This window comes from Sinomonas soli, assembly GCF_054782415.1.
The window spans coordinates 353964-374441 of record NZ_BAAGSN010000015.1; the positions used below are offsets into that span (position 1 = coordinate 353964).

Consider the following 20478-nt stretch of genomic DNA (forward strand, 5'->3'; position numbering starts at 1 on the left):
AGAGAAGAGAGCCCAGACATGGCACAGAAGGTCCAGATCATCCTCGAGGATGACATCGACGGCGGCAAGGCTGACGAGACTGTCCGCTTCAGCCTCGATGGATCGAATTACGAAATTGACCTGTCCTCGGCCAATGCCGAGAAGCTGCGCAGTGCGCTGGCCCAGTTCATTTCCGCTGGCCGCAAGGCCGCTGCACGCACCGGCGCCGCCGCGCCGAAGGCCCGGGCAGCATCCTCCGGGTCCCGGAATTCCGACTCCGCCAAGATCCGGCAGTGGGCCCGCGACAACGGGTACAACGTGAATGCCCGCGGCCGGATTCAGCAGGAGATCCAGGAGGCCTACCGCCAGGCCAACGCCTGATCGTCCTCCGAATAGTCGGATAAGGCCCCAAAGGGGCCAGCAGGAATTCCCGGTGCATCGCACCGGGAATTTGTGCTTTCGGCACTGATTTAATGTCAACCCGTGAATGCCGATTTTTCCGACGACGCCGCCCGGCCCTCTCGGCCCCGCGTCCGCAGCGCCGGGCCGTCCGCGCCCGGGGCGAGCGGCCGGCGTCGTCCGCCTGCGCGCCCGGCAGGGCGGTTCACCCTGTGGCGAACACCCCTACCGGCCGCGCCCCCGGCACGTAGCATCGAACTACGCAGTGCACCCAAGCTAAACCGGGGAGTCCGAGCAATGTTCGAGAGATTCACAGACCGCGCCCGCCGCGTGGTGGTGCTGGCCCAAGAAGAGGCCCGCATGCTCAACCACAACTACATCGGGACCGAGCACATCCTCCTGGGGCTGATCCACGAGGGCGAAGGGGTCGCGGCCAAGGCTCTCGAGTCCCTGAGCATCTCGCTCGACGGCGTCCGCGAGCAGGTGCAGGAGATCATCGGCCAGGGCCAGCAGGCGCCGAGCGGGCACATCCCGTTCACGCCCCGCGCCAAGAAGGTCCTCGAGCTGTCGCTGCGCGAGGCGCTCCAGCTCGGCCACAACTACATCGGCACCGAGCACATCCTCCTCGGCCTCATCCGCGAGGGCGAGGGCGTGGCCGCCCAGGTGCTCGTCAAGCTCGGCGCCGACCTCAACCGGGTCCGCCAGCAGGTCATCCAGCTCCTGTCCGGCTACCAGGGCAAGGAGACGGCCGCGACCGGCTCCGGCTCCGGCCAGCCCGAGGGCACGCCCGCCGGCTCGGTGGTCCTGGACCAGTTCGGCCGCAACCTGACCCAGGCTGCGCGCGAGAACAAGCTGGATCCCGTGATCGGGCGCGAGCACGAGATGGAACGCGTCATGCAGGTCCTCTCGCGCCGCACCAAGAACAACCCCGTCCTCATCGGCGAGCCCGGCGTCGGCAAGACCGCCGTCGTCGAGGGCCTCGCCCAGGCGATCGTGCGCGGCGACGTGCCCGAGACGATCAAGGACAAGCAGCTCTACACGCTCGACCTCGGTTCCCTCGTGGCCGGCTCCCGCTACCGCGGCGACTTCGAGGAGCGCCTGAAGAAGGTCCTCAAGGAGATCCGCACCCGCGGCGACATCATCCTGTTCATCGACGAGATCCACACCCTCGTCGGGGCGGGCGCCGCCGAGGGCGCGATCGATGCGGCCAGCATCCTCAAGCCGATGCTCGCCCGCGGCGAGCTGCAGACGATCGGCGCGACCACGCTCGACGAGTACCGCAAGCACATCGAGAAGGACGCCGCGCTCGAGCGCCGCTTCCAGCCGATCCAGGTCTCCGAGCCGTCCGTGGCCCTCGCCATCGAGATCCTCAAGGGCCTGCGCGACCGCTACGAGGCACACCACCGGGTGACCATCACCGACGGCGCGCTCGCCGCGGCGGCCAACCTCGCCGAGCGCTACATCTCCGACCGGTTCCTGCCGGACAAGGCGATCGACCTGATCGACGAGGCAGGAGCGCGCCTGCGCATCCGCCGGATGACCGCGCCGCCGGAGCTGAAGGCCCTCGACGAGCGCATCGCCGGGCTCAAGCTCGAGAAGGAGTCCGCGATCGACGCGCAGGACTTCGAGGGCGCCGCCTCGCTGCGCGACAAGGAGCAGAAGCTCATCGCCGAGCGGGCCGAGCGCGAGCGCGCCTGGAAGTCCGGCGACATGGACGGCGTGGCCGAGGTGGACGAGGACCTGATCGCCGAGGTGCTCGCGAACTCGACCGGCATCCCGGTGTTCAAGCTCACCGAGGAGGAGTCGACCCGCCTGCTCCACATGGAGGAGGAGCTGCACCGCCGCGTGGTCGGCCAGGACGACGCCATCAAGGCGCTCTCCCGCTCGATCCGCCGCACCCGTGCGGGCCTGAAGGATCCGAAGCGTCCCGGCGGCTCGTTCATCTTCGCCGGCCCCACCGGCGTGGGCAAGACCGAGCTCGCCAAGGCACTCGCCGAGTTCCTCTTCGGCGAGGAGGACGCGCTCATCACGCTGGACATGTCCGAGTTCTCCGAGAAGCACACCGTCTCGCGGCTCTTCGGTGCCCCTCCGGGATACGTGGGCTACGAGGAGGGCGGCCAGCTCACCGAGAAGGTCCGCCGCCGCCCGTTCTCCGTGGTGCTGTTCGACGAGGTGGAGAAGGCCCACGCCGACCTGTTCAACTCGCTCCTGCAGATCCTCGAGGACGGCCGCCTCACGGACTCCCAGGGCCGCGTGGTGGACTTCAAGAACACCGTGATCATCATGACCACGAACCTCGGCTCGCGGGACATCTCCAAGGGCGTCATGACGGGCTTCCAGTCGGGGACGGACACCAAGACCGGGTACGAGCGGATGAAGGCCCGCGTGACGGAGGAGCTCAAGCAGCACTTCCGGCCCGAGTTCCTCAACCGCGTCGACGACGTCGTGGTGTTCCCGCAGCTGACGCAGGAAGAGATCATCGAGATCGTGGACCTCATGGTCGTCCGCCTTGAGAAGCGCCTGAAGGACAAGGACATGGGCATCGAGCTCACCCAGGCCGCCAAGGTCCTGCTCGCCACGCGCGGCTACGACCCGGCCATGGGTGCCCGCCCGCTGCGCCGCACGATCCAGTCCGAGATCGAGGACCAGCTCTCCGAGAAGATCCTCTTCGGCGACCTCTCGGCGGGAGACATCGTCGTGGTCGACGTCGAGGGCGAGGGCGACACGGCGAAGTTCACCTTCACCGGCACCCCGCGCCCAGAGGTCCCCGAGGTCGTCTCGCTGACCAAGGGCGGCGGCAAGGAGCTCGGCGCCTAGCAGCAAGCCCGAACGGCCCCCCACCTCCTCGAGGTGGGGGGCCGTTCCGCGTCTCCGGTGGCACAGGTCCGCAGGGGAGTCCCGGAATCAATAAATCCAATCGCTAGACAAACTCCGGTCCCGCACGTAATGTCTTTCCTGGTCTCGGAAACCATCGCTGACGATTTCCACCAGAGAGACATCATGGCCATCCAGCTCGAATTCATCACCCTGCAGGACCTCGTGCGCGGCGAGGTGCTCGACCCGCGCGATCCGCGCTACGCCGAGGAGGCCTCCGCGTTCAACACTGCGGTGGCGCATCGGCCGGACGTCGTGGTCGCGGCCGCCGACGCCGCGGACGTGGTCGCCGCCGTGCGGTGGGCGTCGCTGAACTCGGTGAAGCTGGCCGTCCAGGCCACAGGGCACGGGGCAGAGCGGGGGATTGCCGGCGGTGTGCTCGTGAGCACCAAGCGCCTGCGCTCGGTCTCGGTCGACCCCGCGGCGCGGACCGCCACCGTCGGGGCCGGCACCCGCTGGCGCGAGGTCATCGACGCCGCAGCCGAGCACGGCCTCGCCCCGCTCAACGGCTCGAGCTCGGACGTGGGCGTCGTCGGCTACACCCTCGGCGGCGGCCTCCCGGTCCTGGGCCGCACGTACGGCTTCGCCGCGGACTCGGTCCTCAGCCTCGACATCGTCACCCTCGACGGCGATGCGCGCACCGTGAGCCCGGCGCGCGAACCGGAGCTCTTCGGGCTCCTGTGCGGCGGCGGCCAGGGACTCGCGGTCGTCACCGGCATGACCTTCCGCCTCTACCCCGTGGCCCTCGTCCACGGCGGGGCGCTCGTCTTCGAAGGCCGGCACGCGGAGGCCGTGCTGCGGGCCTTCGCGGCCTGGGCGCCCACGCTCACCGACGCCTCCAACGCTGCCATCCGCTTCCTCCGGGCCCCGGACGCGCCGGGCGTGCCGCCGGAGCTCGCGGGCACGCTCACGGTGCACGTCGCCTTCGCCCACGTGGGCCGCGGCGGCGATCGGGCCCTCGCTCCCCTCCGGGGTGCCGCCCCGGTGCTGCTCGACCTCGTCGCGGACCTGCCCTACACGGAGGTGGACCGCGTCTACTCCGACCCCGACCAGCCGATGCCGTTCCTCACGGGCGGCGCGGGCCTCGTGGACCTCGACGACCGGACCATCCGGGCCGTCCTCGCCCTCGCGGGGCCCGACGCCGAGTGCCTCCTCCCGCTCGTCGACATCCGGCTCCTCGGCGGCGCGATGACGTCCGACGACGCGCGCACTGCGTCGGCGCACGGCCTCGCCTACGCGATGCACGCGGTGGGAGTCCTCGCGCCGCCGATTGCCGATGCGGTTCCGGGTGCCATCGCCGAGGTCCTCGCCCGCGTTGCGCCCTTCGGCAACGGCCGCTGCCCGAGGAACTTCCTCGGCGACCGCAGCGACCTCACGCCGGCCTGGTCCGCCGCGGTCGCCGGCCGGCTCGCGGCCGCCCGCGATGGGCTCGACCCGGCAGGCCTGTTCGCCCGCTGAACCCGCGGCGACCGACCTCCTCCGGTGTGTTTGGCCCACGCCAGGAGGGGGCAGTGTCCGGGCGTCCGGAAGTCATGCGCGAGGGCCAGAGGAGGACTCGATGAGCAGCCAGAACCCGGAGAACCCGGAGAACCCGGAGACCACGGAGACCGGCGAGGGCGGCGGATACGGCGAGCCGACGCCCGAGCAGGAGCTGGGGCAGCAGGCGGGCGGGCAGGACAGGCCCAGTCAGCAGGGCAATCCGGCCCAGGAGGACGGGCAGGGGCGCGAGACCTCCGCCGAGGAACGGGCCGGAGAGCAGCAGGATCCGGTCACCGGCGGGAGCCTCCGCCCGGGCCAGGCCGAGAGCCCGGGCTGATCCTTCCCTCGCCCGAGCGGCACGCACGGGCGGCGCCCCCGCACCAAGGTGCGGCGGCGCCGTCGTGCGCCCTGTCCAAAGCACGCCGGCGGGCGGTACGCTCCGAAGCACACCCGGGAGACCGTGCGAAGGAGCGCGCCATGAAGAAGCTCATCAACGATCCACAGAAGGTGGTCGACGAATCGGTGGAGGGCTTCGGCCTGGCCCACGCGGACCTCGTCGCCGTCCACGCCGATCCGATCTTCATCAGCCGGGCCGGCGGCGCCGTGCAGGGCAAGGTCGGGCTGGTCTCCGGCGGCGGCAGCGGCCACGAGCCGCTCCACGGCGGCTACGTGGGCCGCGGGATGCTCGACGCCGCCGTCCCCGGCGCCGTCTTCACCTCGCCCACCCCGGACGCGATCATCCCGGCGACCCAGGCCGCGGACGGCGGGGCCGGGGTCGTGCACATCGTGAAGAACTACACCGGCGACGTCCTCAACTTCGAGACCGCGGGCGAGATGTGCGCGGCCGAGGGCATCGAGATCCGCACCGTGCTCGTCAACGACGACGTGGCGGTCGAGGACTCCCTCTACACCGCGGGGCGGCGCGGCGTGGCCGGCACGGTCCTCGTGGAGAAGATCGCCGGCGCCGCGGCCGAGCGCGGGGACTCGCTCGACGCGGTCGAGGCCGTGGGCAACCGGGTCGTGGCGAACGTGCGCTCGATGGGGCTCGCGCTCACCCCGTGCACCGTCCCCCACGCGGGCAAGCCGAGCTTCGATCTGGCCGAGGACGAGATCGAGATCGGGATCGGCATCCATGGCGAGCCGGGACGCCACCGCGTGGGCCTCGAGCCCGCCGACGCGCTCACGGAGCACCTGCTGACCCCCGTCGTCGAGGACCTCGGGATCGGCTCGGGCGAGAAGGCGCTGCTGTTCGTCAACGGCATGGGCGGGACGCCGCTGTCCGAGCTGTACATCGTGTACCGCCGGGCCGCACAGCTGCTCGCCGACCGCGGCATCACGGTCGAGCGGAGCCTCGTGGGCAACTACATCACCTCGCTCGAGATGCAGGGCTGCTCCGTGACCGTCCTGCGGCTCGACGACGAGCTCACCGAGCTGTGGGACGCGCCCGTGCACACGCCCGCCCTCCGGTGGGGGGCCTGATGCCGGCACTGGACGCGGCCTGGGCCGAGCGGTGGCTGCGCGAGAGCGCCCGGGTCGTCGCCGAGCACCGCGAGGAGCTGATCGACCTGGACCGCGCGATCGGGGACGGCGACCACGGAGAGAACATGGACCGGGGCTTCAGGGCCATCGTGGCCAAGCTCGACGGGGAGACGCCCGATTCGGTCAGCGCCGCGCTCAAGCTGGCCGCGATGATGCTCATGAGCAAGGTCGGCGGCGCCGCCGGTCCGCTCTACGGCACCGCGTACCTGCGCGCCTCGACGGCCGTCAGCGGCGCTGACGCCCTCGACGGGGCGGCCGTGGCGGCGATGCTCACCGCCGGCAGGGACGGGATCGTGGCCCGCGGCAAGGCCGAGTCGGGGGACAAGACCATGGTGGACGCCTGGACCCCGGCCGCCGAGGCCGCCCGCGACGCCGGGGACGGCCTGGCCGCCCTGTCCGCCGCCGCGGACGCCGCCGAGGCCGGCGCGCAGGCCACGAAGCCCCTCGTGGCCCGCAAGGGCCGGGCCAGCTACCTGGGCGAGCGCAGTGCGGGCCACCTCGACCCAGGGGCCGTCTCGAGCGCGTACATCCTGCGCGCCGCGGTCACGGCCGCCACGAGCGGGGACATGGCGTGACGCCGGTCGGGCTGCTCATCGTCTCGCACAGCGCGCGCCTCGCCGAGGGCGTGGTCGAGGTCGCCGCCCAGATGGCCGCCGGGGTGCCCCTCGTCGCGGCGGGCGGGACGGACGACGGCGGGGTGGGCACCTCGTTCGAGAAGGTCATGGACGGCATCGGGGCCGCCGACACGGGGGAGGGGGTCGTGGTCCTGACGGACCTCGGCTCCGCCGTGATGACGGCCGAATCGGTGCTCGAATTCCTCGAGCCGGACCAGCGCTCCAAGGTCCGGATCGCCGAGGCGGCCCTCGTGGAGGGCGCGGTCGCGGCCGCCGTGGCGTCGAAGGCCGGCGCGGGCCTGGACGGCGTGGCCCGCGCCGCGGAGGAGGCCGTGCGCGGCGCCGAGGCCGAGGAGGCCCCCGAGCTCGCGGAGCCCACCGAGTCCGCCGTCCTGACCCTGAAGAACCCGCTGGGCCTGCACGCCCGCCCCGCAGCGGTCCTGGCCGGTCGGCTCTCGGCGTTCGACGCGGCGGTGACGGTCAACGGCGTCGACGGCCAGTCCGTCATGGCGCTCATGGCACTCGGCGCGGGCCAAGGTGAGCAGCTCGTGGTCGAGACGTCCGGGCCAGAGGCGGCGGAGGCGCTCGCGTTCGTGCGGGAGCAGGTCGAGGCCGGCTTCGGCGAGCACTGAGGCCCGCGGGTTGTGAAAGGACTGTTTCACCAAGAGTGAACGCCCCTGTGCTTCACGCCACATCGCGGGTTGAATCGGAGTCATGACTGCCGAGACCGCCGCCGCCACCACGGCCGGCACCACGCCCGCGTCCGCAGAGCCCGCCACCCGGCCCGAGACGCCGTTCCACGACCTGGACCACTACGTGGCCATGCCCCGGCTCTCCGGGCTCGCCCTGAGCCCGGACGGCACCCGCCTCGTCACCGCCGTCGCAACGCTGAACGGCAAGGGCACCGAGTACGGCTCCGCACTGTGGGAGATCGACCCCGCCGGCCGGGCCCCCGCGCGCCGCATCACCCGCAGCGCCAAGGGCGAGGCCGGGGCCGCGTTCGCCGCGAACGGCGACCTCTACTTCACCTCGGCCCGTCCCGACCCGGACAAGCCCGACGAGGAGCCCGTCAACGCGCTCTGGCTCCTGCCGCACGCCGGCGGGGAGGCGAGGGTCGTGCTCAGCCGCGCGGGCGGCGTCGAACGCGTCATCACGGCCCAGAAGGCCGACGCGACGTTCCTCCAGGCCTCCGTGCTGGCCGGGAGCACCGACGAGGCCGACGACGAGGCGCGCCGCAAGGGCCGCAAGGAGGCCAAGGTCGCGGCCATCCTGCACTCCTCCTACCCGGTGCGCTTCTGGGACTCCGACCTCGGGCCCGCCCAGCCGCGGCTGTTCGCCGTCGAGCGCGCCAGCGCCGAGCCCGAGCCCGGCAAGCCGGCCACGGTGGACGCCGAACCCGCGCTCGAGCTCCGCAACCTCACCGCGGACATCGGCCCAGCGCTCCGCTTCGGCGAGGCGCACGCGAGCCCCGACGGCCGCACCATCTACGCCTCCGTCGCCAAGCCCCTCGCGAAGGGCGACCTCCGCAGCGAGCTCATCGCCATCGACGTCGCCTCCGGCACCCGCCGCACGCTCCTGTCCGAGGACCGCATGGACTACATCGCCGGCCCGGTGAGCCCCGACGGTCGCACCGTCGCCGTGGTCGTCGAGCCGCATACCACGCCGACCAGCGCCTACCGCAGCGAGCTGCACCTCCTCGACGTCGAGACGGGCCAGCTGCGCCGGCTCGCGCCCGAGTGGGACCGCATGCCGCACCCCGAGGCGTGGCTGCCGGACGGCTCTGCGCTGCTCGTCACCGCGGACGACGCCGGCCGCTCACCCGTGTTCCGCCTCGACCCCGCCAGCGGTGAGGCGACCGGGGTGACGCGCGACGACGCCGCCTACACCGACGTCCTCGTCTCCCCGGACGGGGCGACCGCGTACGCGCTGCGCAGCTCCTACCTCTTCCCGCCCGAGGCCGTCCGGATCGACCTCGCCAGCGGCGAGGCCGCGCGCCTGGGCAATCCTGTCGAGCGGCCCCAGCTCCCCGGCCGCCTCGAGGAGGTCACCGCGACCGCCGAGGACGGGACCCCGCTGCGCGCCTGGCTCGCCCTCCCGGCCGAGTCCCGCGAGGGTGGGAAGCACCCCCTCCTCCTGTGGATCCACGGCGGCCCGATCGGCTCCTGGAACGCCTGGACCTGGCGCTGGAACCCCTGGCTCCTCGCGGCGCAGGGCTACGCCGTGCTGCTGCCCGACCCCGCCCTGTCCACCGGCTACGGCCAGCACTTCATCGACCGCGGCTGGGGCCGGTGGGGCGCGGAGCCGTTCACGGACCTCATGGCCGTCACCGACGCCGCCCTGCAGCGCGGCGACCTCGACCCCGACCGCACGGCGGCGATGGGCGGCTCCTTCGGCGGGTACATGGCCAACTGGGTCGCCGGCCACACGGACCGCTTCCGGGCGATCGTGACGCACGCGAGCCTGTGGGCCCTCGACGCCTTCGGCCCGACGACCGACATGGCCCTGTACTGGGCCAAGGAGATGGACGAGGCCATGATGCAGGCCAACTCCCCGCACCACTCGGTCGGCGAGATCCGCACGCCCGTGCTCGTCATCCACGGCGACAAGGACTACCGCGTGCCGATCGGCGAGGGCCTGCGCCTGTGGTGGGAGCTCCTCTCGGCCTCCCAGCTCGCCGCCGACGACGAGGGCAGGACCCCGCATCGGTTCCTGTACTTCCCCGACGAGAACCACTGGATCCTGCAGCCCCAGCACGCGAAGGTCTGGTACGGCGTGGTCTCCGCCTTCCTTGCCGAGCACGTCCTCGGCGAGTCCCGGGACCTGCCGAAGGAGCTCGGGCTCTAGCGCCGGTCCCGCCCGGCGCGCACGGGGCCACCTCGCGCGCGCCGGGCGGCGCCGTGCGCCGGAACTAGGATGGAGCGCATGACCGAGACCGCCGCCGCCCCTGCCCAGCCGTTCACCCTGCGGCGGGCGCGAACGGGGGACGTTGCGGCGATCAAGCGCCTCGTCGCCCCGCTGGCCGAGCGGCGGATCCTCATCTCGAAGGAGTCCGTGGCGTACTACGAGGCCATCCAGGAGTTCCGGGTCGCGGAGGCGCCGGACGGCGAGCTGGTGGGCTGCGGCGCCCTCCATGTCATGTGGGAGGACCTCGCCGAGATCCGCACCCTCGCCGCCGCGGACACGTGGCGGGGCCGGGGCGTGGGGCACGCGCTCGTGGAGCAGCTGCTGCAGGAGGCGCACGACGTCGGTGTGCAGCGGGTCTTCTGCCTCACCTTCGAGGTGGGCTTCTTCGAGCGGCACGGCTTCGAGGTCATGGCCGACCAGTCCGGCGTGGACCCCGAGGTGTACTCCGAGCTGCTGCGCTCGCACGACGAAGGCGTCGCCGAGTTCCTCGACCTCGCCCGGGTCAAGCCCAACACCCTCGGGAACACGCGCATGATCCGCTGGCTGCACGGGCGCGCCCGCGAGTAGCCCTCCGGTCAGGGCAGCCGCAGCCGCCCGTGCTCCTCGACGGCGAGCCCGTCGGCGAGCAGCCCCGCCAGGGCCCGCTCGAGCTGGTCGGGGCCGGTCCCCAGGGAGTGCAGCCTGCCCAGCGCGGCCGTGACGGCCCCGCCCCCGGCTCCCCCCGCGGGAGCGCCCGGCACGGGCGGCTCGAACAGGGCGCGGTGCACCGGATGCTCGGCGGCCCGGAGCACCGCCATGACCGCCCCGCGCACCTGCCGGTCCGTGCCGTGCCAGGCCTGACCGCGCGGCGTGTAGGTGGGCGGCGGCTCGCCCGCGGCGCGCCACGCGCACTCGGCGGCGACGGGGCAGGCGGAGCACCGGGGCGCGCGGGCCGTGCAGACCACCGCGCCGAGCTCCATCGCCGCCGCGTTCCAGACGACGGAGAGGGCCGTGCCCTCCGGCAGCAGCGCGGCGGCCCGGCGCTGCTCGGCCGCCGTGAGCGACGGCGCGGGCAGCGCCTCGCCGCCCAGGAGCCGGGCGTGCACCCGGCGGATGTTGGTGTCCACCACGGTGGCCCGGCGCCCGAAGGCGAACGCAGCGACCGCCGCCGCGGTATAGGAACCCACCCCGGGCAGGGTGCGGAGCGCCTCCTCGGTGTCGGGCAGCTCCCCGCCGTGCTCGGCGACGATCACCGCCGCTGCCGCGTGCAGCCTCAGCGCGCGGCGGGGATACCCCAGGCGCCCCCAGGCGCGGACCGCCTCGCCGGCGGGCTCGGCCGCGAGGTCCGCCGGGGCCGGCCACCGCTCCATCCACTCGCGCCAGACGGGCAGGACCCGGACCACGGGGGTCTGCTGGAGCATGACCTCGCTCACGAGCACCCCCCAGGGGCTGCGGTCGGCTGCGCGCCACGGCAGGTCGCGCGCCTCGCGAGAGAACCAGTCGGCGAGCTCGGCGTGCAGGCGCTCGAGCGCCCCGGTCTCGGCGGATCCGGGCGCACGACGGCGGGTCGCGGCTGGAGCGGTCACAGCGGCCTTTCGGGACGCGGACGCCTCGTGGCGGTCCGGGCGGTGAGGGGTGCGTCCCACTGTAGCGGCCCGCGGCGTGCCGGGCGGAGCTGGCAGCCCATTGCTCCGTAGCCTAGGAGCATGGCAGGGCAGGGCAACGACAGGGCACGCACGCGCACACCGCAGGGAGCGCGGCGCCAGAGCCCCGAGGTGTACCGGCGCCGGCGCATCGCCGTGGGTGTCCTCATGGCCCTCATCCTGATCGTCCTCGGTGGCGGCATCTGGGCGGCCGTGGCCGCCGTGAGCTCGAGCGCAGGGGGACCCGGGCCCGACGCGGCGCAGCCCGCGGCCAGCGCGAGCGCTGCCGCGACGGACGCAGCCGGAGCCAGCCAGACGGCGTCGGCCACGGCCAGCCCCTCCGCGTCCGCCTCCCAGAGTTCCGCGACCCCCAGCCCGAGCGCCACCCCGACCTGCGACCCGCACCTCATCACTGTCTCGGCGGCCACCGACAAGGCGAGCTACGCCCCCGCCGACAAGCCGGTCTTCACCCTCAAGGTGACCAATGGGAACACCGTCCCGTGCGGCGTCAACGTGGGCACCACCCAGATGGAGTTCCTCGTGGTCAGCGGCGCGGACCGCATCTTCTCGTCGAAGGACTGCCAGGCGGACGCCCAGGACCTGATCAAGACGATCCCCGCTGGCGGGTCCGAGACGGCCAACTTCCCCTGGCAGAGGGTGCGGAGCACGGAGGGCTGCAAGGCCGTGACCGGGGAGCCGAAGCCGGGCGTCTACGTGCTGACGGCCTCGCTCGGCCCTGTCACGAGCTCCAAGGCCGTGTTCGAGCTCAAGTAGTCGCTCAGAGGAAGCGGTCGAGCAGGCTGGCCTCCGCCATCCGCGAGAGGCCCTCCCGGACGGTACGGGCACGCTGTTCGCCGATGCCGTCCACCGTCATGAGGTCCTCGATGGTGGCCGCCATGAGGTTCTGCAGGCCGCCGAAGTGGTCCACGAGGCGGTCCGAGACCGCGCGGGGCACGGACTTGAGCCCGGAGATGAGGCGGTAGCCGCGCGGCTGGACCACGGCATCGAGGGTCTCGGTGCCGCCCGCATAGCCGAGGATGCCCGCGATCTTGTTGAGGTCGATCAGGTCCACGCTCGTCAGCTGGGTCAGGGCCGCGGCGGCGGCGTCGATCGTCTCGAGCGGGACACCGTCCCCGGCGTAGTCGCGGATCACGACGTCGGCACCGGGCCCGAGCCCCGTGGTGAGCTCCTCGAGCTGGAGCGCCAGGAGGCGGCCGTCGTCGCCGAGCTCGAGGACGTACTGGGCGATCTCCTCCGAGATGCGCTGGACCATGACCTGGCGCTGGAGCGTCTGGGCGACGTCCCGCACCGTGACCATGGCCTCGATCTCGAGCGCAGACAGCGAGTGGGTGACCTGGTCGAGGCGCGCCCGGTAGCGCTCGAGGGTTGCGAGGGCCTGGTTCGCCCGTGCGAGGACACGCTCGGAGTTCTCGATCACGTGCCGGATGCCCTGCACGTACAGGGCGATGATCTGCATGGACTGGCTCACCGAGATGACCGGCAGGCCCGTCTGCTTCGCGACGCGCTCGGCGGTGCGGTGGCGGGTGCCCGATTCGTGGGTCTCGATCGAGGAGTCGGGGACGAGGTGCACGGCGGCCTTGACGATGGTGCGGGCGTCCCGGTCGCAGACGATCGCCCCGTCCATCTTGGCCAGCTCGCGCAGCCTCGTGGGCGAGAACTCGATGCCGATCTCGAAGCCGCCCGAGCACAGCGACTCGACCGTCCGGTCATAGCCGAGGACGATCAGCGCGCCCGTGCGGCCCCGCAGGATGCGCTCGAGGCCGTCGCGGAGGCCGGTTCCGGGTGCGACCCGGGCCAAGGTGGCTTTGAGCACGTCCTCGGGGGTCCGAGCCATGAGTGTTTCCCTTTCCTGCGCCGCGCGTGGCGCGGCGCACGGTTCCCATGGTATCCGCGCGTGTCGCGGGCCGAGCCGGTTGTCCGGGCACGGAAGGCAACGATTCGGGCACGACCCGGGCCCCTACGCCTGCCCGGCTGCTCCTCGGTGGCTACTGGGCGGCTACTCTGCGCCGGGGATGAGGAGCTCGAGGGCCTCGGCGACGTGGCTGACCTCCTTCACCCGGAACCCGGGCGGCACCTCGCCGGGCCCGTTCGGGCTCGCCGGCACCACGGCGTGGGTGAATCCGAGGCGATGCGCCTCCTGGATGCGCCGTCCGATCCCCGGGACCGGGCGGACCTCGCCCGCGAGGCCCACCTCGCCGAAGGCGATGAGCCGCTGGGGGAGCGCAGTGCGGGTCTTCGCGGACGCGACGGCGAGCGCCACGGCGAGGTCCGTGGCCGGCTCGCTCAGCCGCACGCCGCCCACGGTGGCCACGTAGGTGTCGTCCTTGTGCAGGAGGCAGCCCGCGCGCTGCTGCAGCACCGCCAGGAGCATGGAGACGCGGGAGGAGTCCAGTCCGCTCGTGGCGCGCCGCGGCTGGGACGTGGCCGATTCGGCGAGCAGCGACTGCACCTCCGCGAGCAGCGGCCGCCGGCCCTCGAGGGTGACGGTGATGCACGTGCCGGAGACAGGGTCCTTGGTGCGGGAGACGAACAGCCCGGAGGGGTCTGAGACGCTCATGATCCCGGTCTCGGCGAGGTCGAAGCAGCCCACCTCGTCCGTGGGGCCGTACCGGTTCTTGACCGCACGCAGCAGCCTCAGGCGCGAGTGGCGCTCGCCCTCGAACTGGCAGACCACGTCGACGAGGTGCTCGAGCAGCCGCGGCCCGGCGATCGAGCCGTCCTTCGTGACGTGCCCGACGAGGAGGGTGGTCATGTTGCGGCGCTTCGCCGCGGCGATGATCGAGGCGGCGACCTCGCGCACCTGCGAGACCCCGCCCGCGCTTCCGTCCACCTCGGGGCTCGAGAGCGTCTGCACCGAGTCCACGACGAGCAGCTGGGGCGAGACCTTCTCCACGTGCCCGAGGGCCTGGGAGAGGTCGGTCTCGGCGGCGAGGAACAGCCGGGGTGCCACCGCGTCGATCCTCTCGGCCCGCAGCTTGACCTGGGCGGCGGACTCCTCGCCGGTGACGTAGAGGACGTCCTTTCCGCCGCCGGCCACCTTGGCCGCGACGTCGAGCAGGAGCGTGGACTTGCCGACCCCGGGCTCGCCGGCGAGCAGGATCACCGCGCCCGGGACGAGGCCCCCGCCGAGCACGCGGTCCAGCTCTCCGACCCCGGTGGGCAGGAAGGCTGCGTCCGTCGCGTCGACCTCGGCGATCGGCCGCGCCGCCTCGAGGACGGTCGCCGCCGCCGTCGTGCGTGCCACGACCCCGCCGACCTCCTCCACGGTGCCCCACGCCTGGCACTCGCCGCACCGGCCCACCCATTTGGCGGTGGTCCATCCGCATTCGGCGCAGCGGTAGCCGGGTGCCTTCCCGGAGCGTGCCGCCGTGCGCGTAGAGGTCTTGGTCGCCATGGGCCAAGGCTATTCCAGTGCGCCGACACTTCTCGCGCCGGGGCAGCCTCAGCTAGCCCTCGAGCCGCGGCAGGAGCGCGACCGCCTCCTGGCGGTCGTAGCCGGTGGCCTCGAGGAGGTCGATGATCATGGGCCGCAGCAGGATCACGAGGGCCTCGCCCTCGAGCCGCTCGACCCGCAGCTGGCGGGGATGCGTGCGGGCCGCGATCTCGGCCAGCGCCAGCCGGGCCGAGCGCATCTGCGCGCTGCGCTCCTCGTGGCGCTCGGCGATGAGGCCCCGGGCCATGTCCTCGAGGGCGTCGGCGGTGTCCTCGAGGAGCTGGGCGATGCTCTCCGCCGCCCCCTGGGCGAGTGCCGCGTTGTTGATGACCGAGGCCAGGCGGCGTGCCACCACCCGTCCGTTGCGCAGCGCGAGGTCGAGGTACTCGACCGCCGTCTCGATCTCCTCGAGCTCTGCCCGGTGGCGGCGGTAGGCGGGGGCCAGTCTCGTGACCTCCGAGGACGTCACGAGGCTGGCCCGGATCGCGTCGACCTTGCCCTGGGAGCCCCGGCCCCGGACGAGGGCGTGCCAGGCCTGGGTCGAGTCGGCCTCGGCGAGGGCGCCGGCGCACTCGCGCAGCATGGTGGAGAACGTGTCCACGAGCTCCCGCAGGTCCCGTCGGGGCTGCACCCTGGGATCCCGGGGGAAGAGGGCGGTGATGGCCAGCGCCATGAGGCCGCCCACGATCGCGTCGAGGCTGCGCGTGAACGGGCCGCCGCTCGCCGGGGGCAGCAGGACGACGAACAGTGACTGGACGCCGAGCTGGGTGGCCAGGATGACCCCGCGGTCGATGAACCGGGCGAGGAGGATCGAGATGAACAGGATGATCCCGGCCTGCCACAGCCCCGCGCCCAGCAGGTGCATGAGCAGGTCGCCCACCGCGATGCCGAGCGTGCAGCCGACCGCCACCTCGAGCACCTTCCGCACCGTGAGGTCCCGGCCGAAGCCGAGCGAGACGAGCGCGGACGTCGCGGCGAAGATCGGGGCCGTGTGCCCGAGCCCGTACTCGGCGATGAAGTAGGCCAGCACCGCCCCGAGCGTCATGGCGATCGCGGGCATGAGGGACCGGCGCACCCGCACGACTCCCGAGGACTGCAGGTCCTTGAGGTAGTCGCGCGCGGCCGACCACGCTCCCGCCCCGGCCGGGGAGGCCTTCGTCTCCATAGTCGCCAAGTCTAGGGAGCGCCCGGTCCGGAGGGGCCGCGGGGGAGGCTGCATTAGTGCGGTGTGATGAAGATGGCAAGCCCGCGGCGCCCCCGTCACGCGGAATCCGCGCGCAGTTCATCTTTCGTTAACCATGCGCGAGCAGACTCGTTACCTGTCGGCCCTAGCTTCGACAACAGTACGGCTCGTACGCACCCAAACCACCCAAGAAGGGGCATCATTCGTGAAGGCACTCCGTTTCGGCCGCCTCTCGGCCGTCGCTGTCGTCGCTGCGGGCGCGCTCGCGCTCTCCGCCTGCGGCTCTGACAACGCGACCGGCACCCAGAACTCCGCCGCCGCTTCCGGCTCCAAGGTCACCGGCACGCTCACCGGCACCGGCTCGAGCGCCCAGGCCTCCGCCATCGACGCCTGGAAGCAGGGCTTCACCCAGGCCAACCCCGGCGTGACCGTCCAGTACTCGCCGGACGGCTCCGGCGCCGGCCGCAAGACCTTCATCTCCGGTGCGAGCCAGTTCGCAGGCTCCGACGCGGCGATGAAGCCGGAGGAGCTCACCTCCGCCAAGCAGGTCTGCGGGCCCGACGGCGCCATGGACATCCCGGTCTACATCTCCCCGATCGCCGTGACGTTCAACGTCCCGGGCGTGAAGGAGCTCAACCTCACCCCGGACACGATCGCCAAGATCTTCCGCGGCACGGTCACCAAGTGGAACGACCCGGCGATCGCCGCGGACAACTCGGGCGTCAGCCTCCCTGACCTCAAGATCACCCCCGTGCACCGCTCCGACGACTCGGGCACCACCCAGAACTTCACGGAGTACCTGGCCGCGGCCGCGCCGTCCGTCTGGACCGACAAGGGCGCCCAGACTTGGCCGTCCTCGCTCCCGGGCGAGAACGCCAAGGGCACCTCGGGCGTCGTCAAGACCGTCACCGACACCCCCGGTGCGTTCGCCTACGCCGACGACTCGGCCGTGACCAGCAGCCTGGGCAAGGCCAAGGTCAAGGTCGGCGACACGTTCGTGGCCCTCTCCGCCGAGGGCGCCGCGAAGGCCGTGGCGCTGTCCAAGCCTGCTGCGGGCCGCGCCGCGAACGACCTGGCCCTGAACCTGGACCGCACCCCCACGGACTCCTCGGCCTACCCGATCGTGCTCGTCTCGTACCACGTCGTCTGCACGTCCTACAAGGACCAGGCCACCGCTGACCTCGTGAAGGCCTGGGAGACCTACGTGGTCTCCGACGCCGGCCAGAAGGCCGCCGCGTCTGCCGCGAAGAGCGCCCCGCTCTCCTCGGACCTCGCCGCCAAGGCCAAGACTGCGATCGAGTCGATCAAGGTCAAGTCCTGACCTTCCGCACCGTGCCCGCCCGTCCCGGCCATTCCGGCCGGGGCGGGCATTGCACTGGGTACCAGAGGACGTGACAAGATGACCAGAACTGACGGCGGGCATCTCGATGCCGCACTCGAGGGACCGGACGTGACAACCACCCAGACCGATACGAACTCCGAGCAGTCCGACGGCCGCAGCCGCTTCGGATCCGGCGGCGGGGCCTCCGGCGACAGGATCTTCTCCGGCGCAGCCCTCGCAGCGGGCGTGGTCATCCTCGTCGTCCTGTTCGCCGTTGCCGCGTTCCTCGTCGCCCAGGCCGTGCCCGCGCTCGTCGCGCCGCAGGACCAGATCGCCGGCGGACAGGGCTTCTGGGCGTACATCGTCCCGCTCGTCATCGGCACCGTGATCGCTGCGGCCATCGCGCTCGTCATCGCGACGCCGATCTCGATCGGCGTGGCCCTCTTCATCTCGCACTATGCGCCGCGGAAGCTCGCGCAGGTCCTCGGCTACGTCATCGACCTCCTCGCGGCCATCCCGTCGGTCATCTTCGGAGCCTGGGGCATCCTCTTCCTCGCGCCCGCCGTCGTCCCCGGCTACACCTGGCTGGCCTCCACCCTCGGGTGGATCCCGATCTTCGCCGGCCCGGCGTCCGCGACCGGCAAGACCATCCTCACCGCGTCGATCGTCCTCGCGGTCATGGTCATCCCGATCATCACCTCCATCTCCCGCGAGATCTTCCTCCAGACGCCCAAGCTCCACGAGGAGGCCGCGCTCGCACTCGGTGCGACCCGCTGGGAGATGGTCCGCATGGCCGTCTTCCCGTTCGCCCGGCCCGGCGTCATCAGCGCGGTCATGCTCGGCCTCGGCCGCGCGCTCGGCGAGACCATGGCCGTGGCGCTCGTGCTCTCCTCCGGCCCGCTCATCGCGAGCCTCATCCGGTCCGGCAACCAGACGATCGCCGCCGAGATCGCCCTGAACTTCCCGGAGGCCTCGGGCCTCAGCCTCAGCACGCTCATCGCGGCGGGCCTCGTGCTGTTCGTGATCACCCTGCTGGTCAACGTCATCGCGCGCTGGGTCATCAGCCGCCACAAGGAATTCTCGGGAGCCAACTGACATGGCCACCAACGTCCTGCAGCGGCGCAGCTCCGCGCTGACCCGCAACCGCCTGCCCCGCTTCGCGCCCTGGGCCTCCCTCGCCGTCGCCCTCGTGCTCGGCGCGGCCGCCGCCTCCCTCGTGGGCTTCACCCTCTTCGGATGGGGCATCTTCGCCGCGATCGCCTTCACCGTGGTCTACGCCGGCTGGAGCGCCGCAGTGGAGGGCCCGCGCAAGGCCAAGGACAAGCTCGCCACCTGCCTCGTGGTCGGCGCGTTCCTCATCGCCCTGCTGCCGCTCGTCTCCGTCCTGTGGACCGTGGTGGTGGAGGGCCTCAAGGGCCTCACCACGCCGGGCTTCCTGGGCACCTCCATGAACGGCGTGAGCGGCATCCAGGACAACGAGTCCGTGAACAACGGCACCCACGTCCTCGGCGGCATCTACCACGCCCTCATGGGCACGCTGCTCATCACCCTCTGGGCGACGATCATCTCGGTGCCGATCGGCCTGCTCACCTCGGTCTACCTCGTCGAGTACGGCAACGGCCGCCCCCTCTCGCGGGCGATCACGTTCTTCGTCGACGTCATGACCGGCATCCCCTCGATCGTCGCGGGCCTGTTCGCCGCGGCCTTCTTCGCCACGCTCCTGGGCCCCGGCACCAAGACCGGCTTCGTGGCGGCCGTCGCGCTGTCCGTGCTCATGATCCCCGTGGTGGTCCGCTCGAGCGAGGAGATGCTGCGCATCGTCCCCAACGAGCTGCGCGAGGCCGCCTACGCCCTGGGCGTGCGGAAGTGGCGCACCATCCTCAAGGTGGTGATCCCGACGGCGATCTCCGGCATCGCCTCCGGCGTCACCCTCGCGATCGCGCGCGTCATCGGCGAGACGGCGCCGATCCTCGTCACGGCGGGCTTCGCGACGAAGATCAACCTCAACGTGTTCTCCGACTGGATGTCCTCGCTGCCGACGTTCATCTACACGCAGATCCTGAACCCGACCTCGCCGTCCAACCCGGATCCGAGCACGCAGCGCGCCTGGGGCGCGGCCCTGGTGCTCATCATCTTCGTGATGCTCCTGAACCTCATCGCCCGGCTGATCGCCCGCGTCTTCGCCCCGAAGACCGGCCGCTGACGGCACGCACCGAACTACGAAGGAAACCATGTCCAAGCGAATCGACGTCAAGGACCTGAACGTCTACTACGGCGACTTCCGTGCCGTCGAGGGCGTCACGATGAACATCGAGCCCAAGTCGGTGACCGCCTTCATCGGACCCTCCGGCTGCGGCAAGTCGACGTTCCTGCGCACGCTCAACCGCATGCACGAGGTCATCCCCGGCGCCCGCGTGGAGGGCGAGGTCCTCCTCGACGGCGACGACCTCTACGGCCCGGGCGTGGACCCGGTCGCCGTGCGGACCCACGTGGGCATGGTCTTCCAGCGGCCCAACCCGTTCCCCACGATGTCCATCCGGGACAACGTGCTCGCCGGGGTCAGGCTCAACGGGCGCAAGCTCTCGAAGGCGGACTCGGACTCCCTCGTGGAGCAGTCGCTGCGGGGAGCGAACCTGTGGAACGAGGTCAAGGACCGCCTGGGCAAGCCCGGCTCCGGCCTCTCGGGCGGCCAGCAGCAGCGCCTCTGCATCGCCCGCGCCATCGCCGTGAAGCCGGACGTGATCCTCATGGACGAGCCGTGCTCGGCCCTCGACCCCATCTCCACGCTCGCGATCGAGGACCTCATCGAGGAGCTCAAGGAGAACTACACGGTCGTCATCGTCACGCACAACATGCAGCAGGCGGCCCGCGTCTCGGACAAGACCGCGTTCTTCAACATCGCCGGCACCGGCAAGCCGGGCAAGCTCATCGAGTACGCGGACACGACCACGATCTTCAACAACCCGGGCCAGAAGTCCACCGAGGACTACGTCTCCGGCCGCTTCGGCTGATCCGCGCCCCGCAGCGGACGACGGCGGGCTGCCGCGCCTTGGGCGCGGCGGCCCGCCGTTCCGTTCGGTGCCGGTGGTTCCGTTCGGGGGCGGCCTACC

At 72.0% G+C, this 20478-nt stretch carries 18 protein-coding genes; 14 read left to right on the forward strand and 4 right to left on the reverse strand.

The genetic code is table 11. From position 1 onward, the window contains the following. Positions 1 to 18 precede the first annotated feature (18 nt). The 9 genes from ACYVKZ_RS15150 (at position 19) to ACYVKZ_RS15190 (ending at position 10355) form a co-directional block, all read left to right on the forward strand. Entirely contained in the window at positions 19 to 360 is a 342-nt protein-coding gene (locus ACYVKZ_RS15150; protein ID WP_307006899.1) for a histone-like nucleoid-structuring protein Lsr2, read from the forward strand. A 315-nt stretch (positions 361 to 675) separates the two neighbouring features. Then, positions 676 to 3195 (forward strand): ATP-dependent Clp protease ATP-binding subunit, encoded by a 2520-nt coding sequence (locus ACYVKZ_RS15155; RefSeq protein ID WP_307006900.1) that lies wholly within the window; start codon positions 676 to 678, stop codon positions 3193 to 3195. 183 nt (positions 3196 to 3378) lie between these two features. After that, positions 3379 to 4710 carry an FAD-binding oxidoreductase gene (locus ACYVKZ_RS15160; protein WP_460993058.1) on the forward strand — a complete coding sequence of 444 codons (1332 nt, stop codon included), beginning with the start codon at positions 3379 to 3381 and terminating at the stop codon, positions 4708 to 4710. Positions 4711 to 4810: 100 nt separating this feature from the next. Continuing rightward, positions 4811 to 5068, forward strand: a complete 258-nt coding sequence (locus ACYVKZ_RS15165; protein ID WP_460993059.1) for a hypothetical protein — start codon at positions 4811 to 4813, stop codon at positions 5066 to 5068. 140 nt (positions 5069 to 5208) lie between these two features. Next, a complete protein-coding gene (gene dhaK, locus ACYVKZ_RS15170) occupies positions 5209 to 6210 on the forward strand; it encodes a dihydroxyacetone kinase subunit DhaK (protein ID WP_460993060.1) in 1002 nt (333 codons plus the stop codon). After that, a complete protein-coding gene (gene dhaL / locus ACYVKZ_RS15175; RefSeq protein ID WP_307006905.1) occupies positions 6210 to 6845 on the forward strand; it encodes a dihydroxyacetone kinase subunit DhaL in 636 nt (211 codons plus the stop codon). The genes dhaK and dhaL overlap by 1 nt, the downstream gene beginning before the upstream one ends. Next, positions 6842 to 7516 (forward strand): dihydroxyacetone kinase phosphoryl donor subunit DhaM, encoded by a 675-nt coding sequence (gene dhaM, locus ACYVKZ_RS15180; protein WP_460993061.1) that lies wholly within the window; start codon positions 6842 to 6844, stop codon positions 7514 to 7516. Before dhaL ends, dhaM begins: the two co-directional genes overlap by 4 nt. Positions 7517 to 7598: 82 nt before the next feature. Next, positions 7599 to 9728 carry a S9 family peptidase gene (locus ACYVKZ_RS15185; RefSeq protein ID WP_460993062.1) on the forward strand — a complete coding sequence of 710 codons (2130 nt, stop codon included), beginning with the start codon at positions 7599 to 7601 and terminating at the stop codon, positions 9726 to 9728. A 78-nt stretch (positions 9729 to 9806) separates the two neighbouring features. After that, the gene (locus ACYVKZ_RS15190; RefSeq protein ID WP_307006908.1) at positions 9807 to 10355 is read left to right on the forward strand and encodes an amino-acid N-acetyltransferase; all 549 of its coding nucleotides are present in this window, start codon (positions 9807 to 9809) and stop codon (positions 10353 to 10355) included. Between the two features lie 8 nt (positions 10356 to 10363). Here the strand turns inward: ACYVKZ_RS15190 and ACYVKZ_RS15195 are convergent, their stop codons facing one another. After that, entirely contained in the window at positions 10364 to 11353 is a 990-nt protein-coding gene (locus tag ACYVKZ_RS15195) for an HhH-GPD family protein (RefSeq protein WP_460993063.1), read from the reverse strand. 120 nt (positions 11354 to 11473) lie between these two features. On the opposite strand from ACYVKZ_RS15195, the gene ACYVKZ_RS15200 reads away from it, so the two are divergent. After that, positions 11474 to 12184 carry a hypothetical protein gene (locus tag ACYVKZ_RS15200; RefSeq protein ID WP_460993064.1) on the forward strand — a complete coding sequence of 237 codons (711 nt, stop codon included), beginning with the start codon at positions 11474 to 11476 and terminating at the stop codon, positions 12182 to 12184. Positions 12185 to 12188: 4 nt separating this feature from the next. Here ACYVKZ_RS15200 and disA read toward each other — a convergent pair whose 3' ends face one another. The 3 genes from disA to ACYVKZ_RS15215 all read right to left on the reverse strand — a co-directional run bounded on the left by disA (position 12189) and on the right by ACYVKZ_RS15215 (position 16029). Then, on the reverse strand, positions 12189 to 13265 hold the full coding sequence (gene disA, locus ACYVKZ_RS15205) for a DNA integrity scanning diadenylate cyclase DisA (RefSeq protein ID WP_307006910.1): 1077 nt from the start codon (positions 13263 to 13265) through the stop codon (positions 12189 to 12191). A gap of 162 nt (positions 13266 to 13427) precedes the next feature. Continuing rightward, entirely contained in the window at positions 13428 to 14825 is a 1398-nt protein-coding gene (gene radA, locus ACYVKZ_RS15210; protein ID WP_460993065.1) for a DNA repair protein RadA, read from the reverse strand. Positions 14826 to 14877: 52 nt separating this feature from the next. Further along, positions 14878 to 16029, reverse strand: a complete 1152-nt coding sequence (locus tag ACYVKZ_RS15215; protein WP_460993066.1) for an FUSC family protein — start codon at positions 16027 to 16029, stop codon at positions 14878 to 14880. Positions 16030 to 16252: 223 nt separating this feature from the next. Between ACYVKZ_RS15215 and pstS the strand changes: the two genes are divergently transcribed. The 4 genes from pstS (at position 16253) to pstB (ending at position 20379) form a co-directional block, all read left to right on the forward strand. Beyond that, a complete protein-coding gene (pstS, locus tag ACYVKZ_RS15220; RefSeq protein ID WP_460993067.1) occupies positions 16253 to 17368 on the forward strand; it encodes a phosphate ABC transporter substrate-binding protein PstS in 1116 nt (371 codons plus the stop codon). Between the two features lie 78 nt (positions 17369 to 17446). Then, complete coding sequence (gene pstC / locus ACYVKZ_RS15225) at positions 17447 to 18463, forward strand: phosphate ABC transporter permease subunit PstC (RefSeq protein ID WP_460993068.1); 1017 nt, start codon at positions 17447 to 17449, stop codon at positions 18461 to 18463. Position 18464: 1 nt separating this feature from the next. Continuing rightward, positions 18465 to 19571, forward strand: coding sequence for a phosphate ABC transporter permease PstA (pstA, locus tag ACYVKZ_RS15230; protein ID WP_460993069.1), 1107 nt, complete (start codon positions 18465 to 18467; stop codon positions 19569 to 19571). A 28-nt stretch (positions 19572 to 19599) separates the two neighbouring features. Further along, complete coding sequence (pstB, locus tag ACYVKZ_RS15235; RefSeq protein ID WP_460993070.1) at positions 19600 to 20379, forward strand: phosphate ABC transporter ATP-binding protein PstB; 780 nt, start codon at positions 19600 to 19602, stop codon at positions 20377 to 20379. Positions 20380 to 20478: the final 99 nt, after the last annotated feature.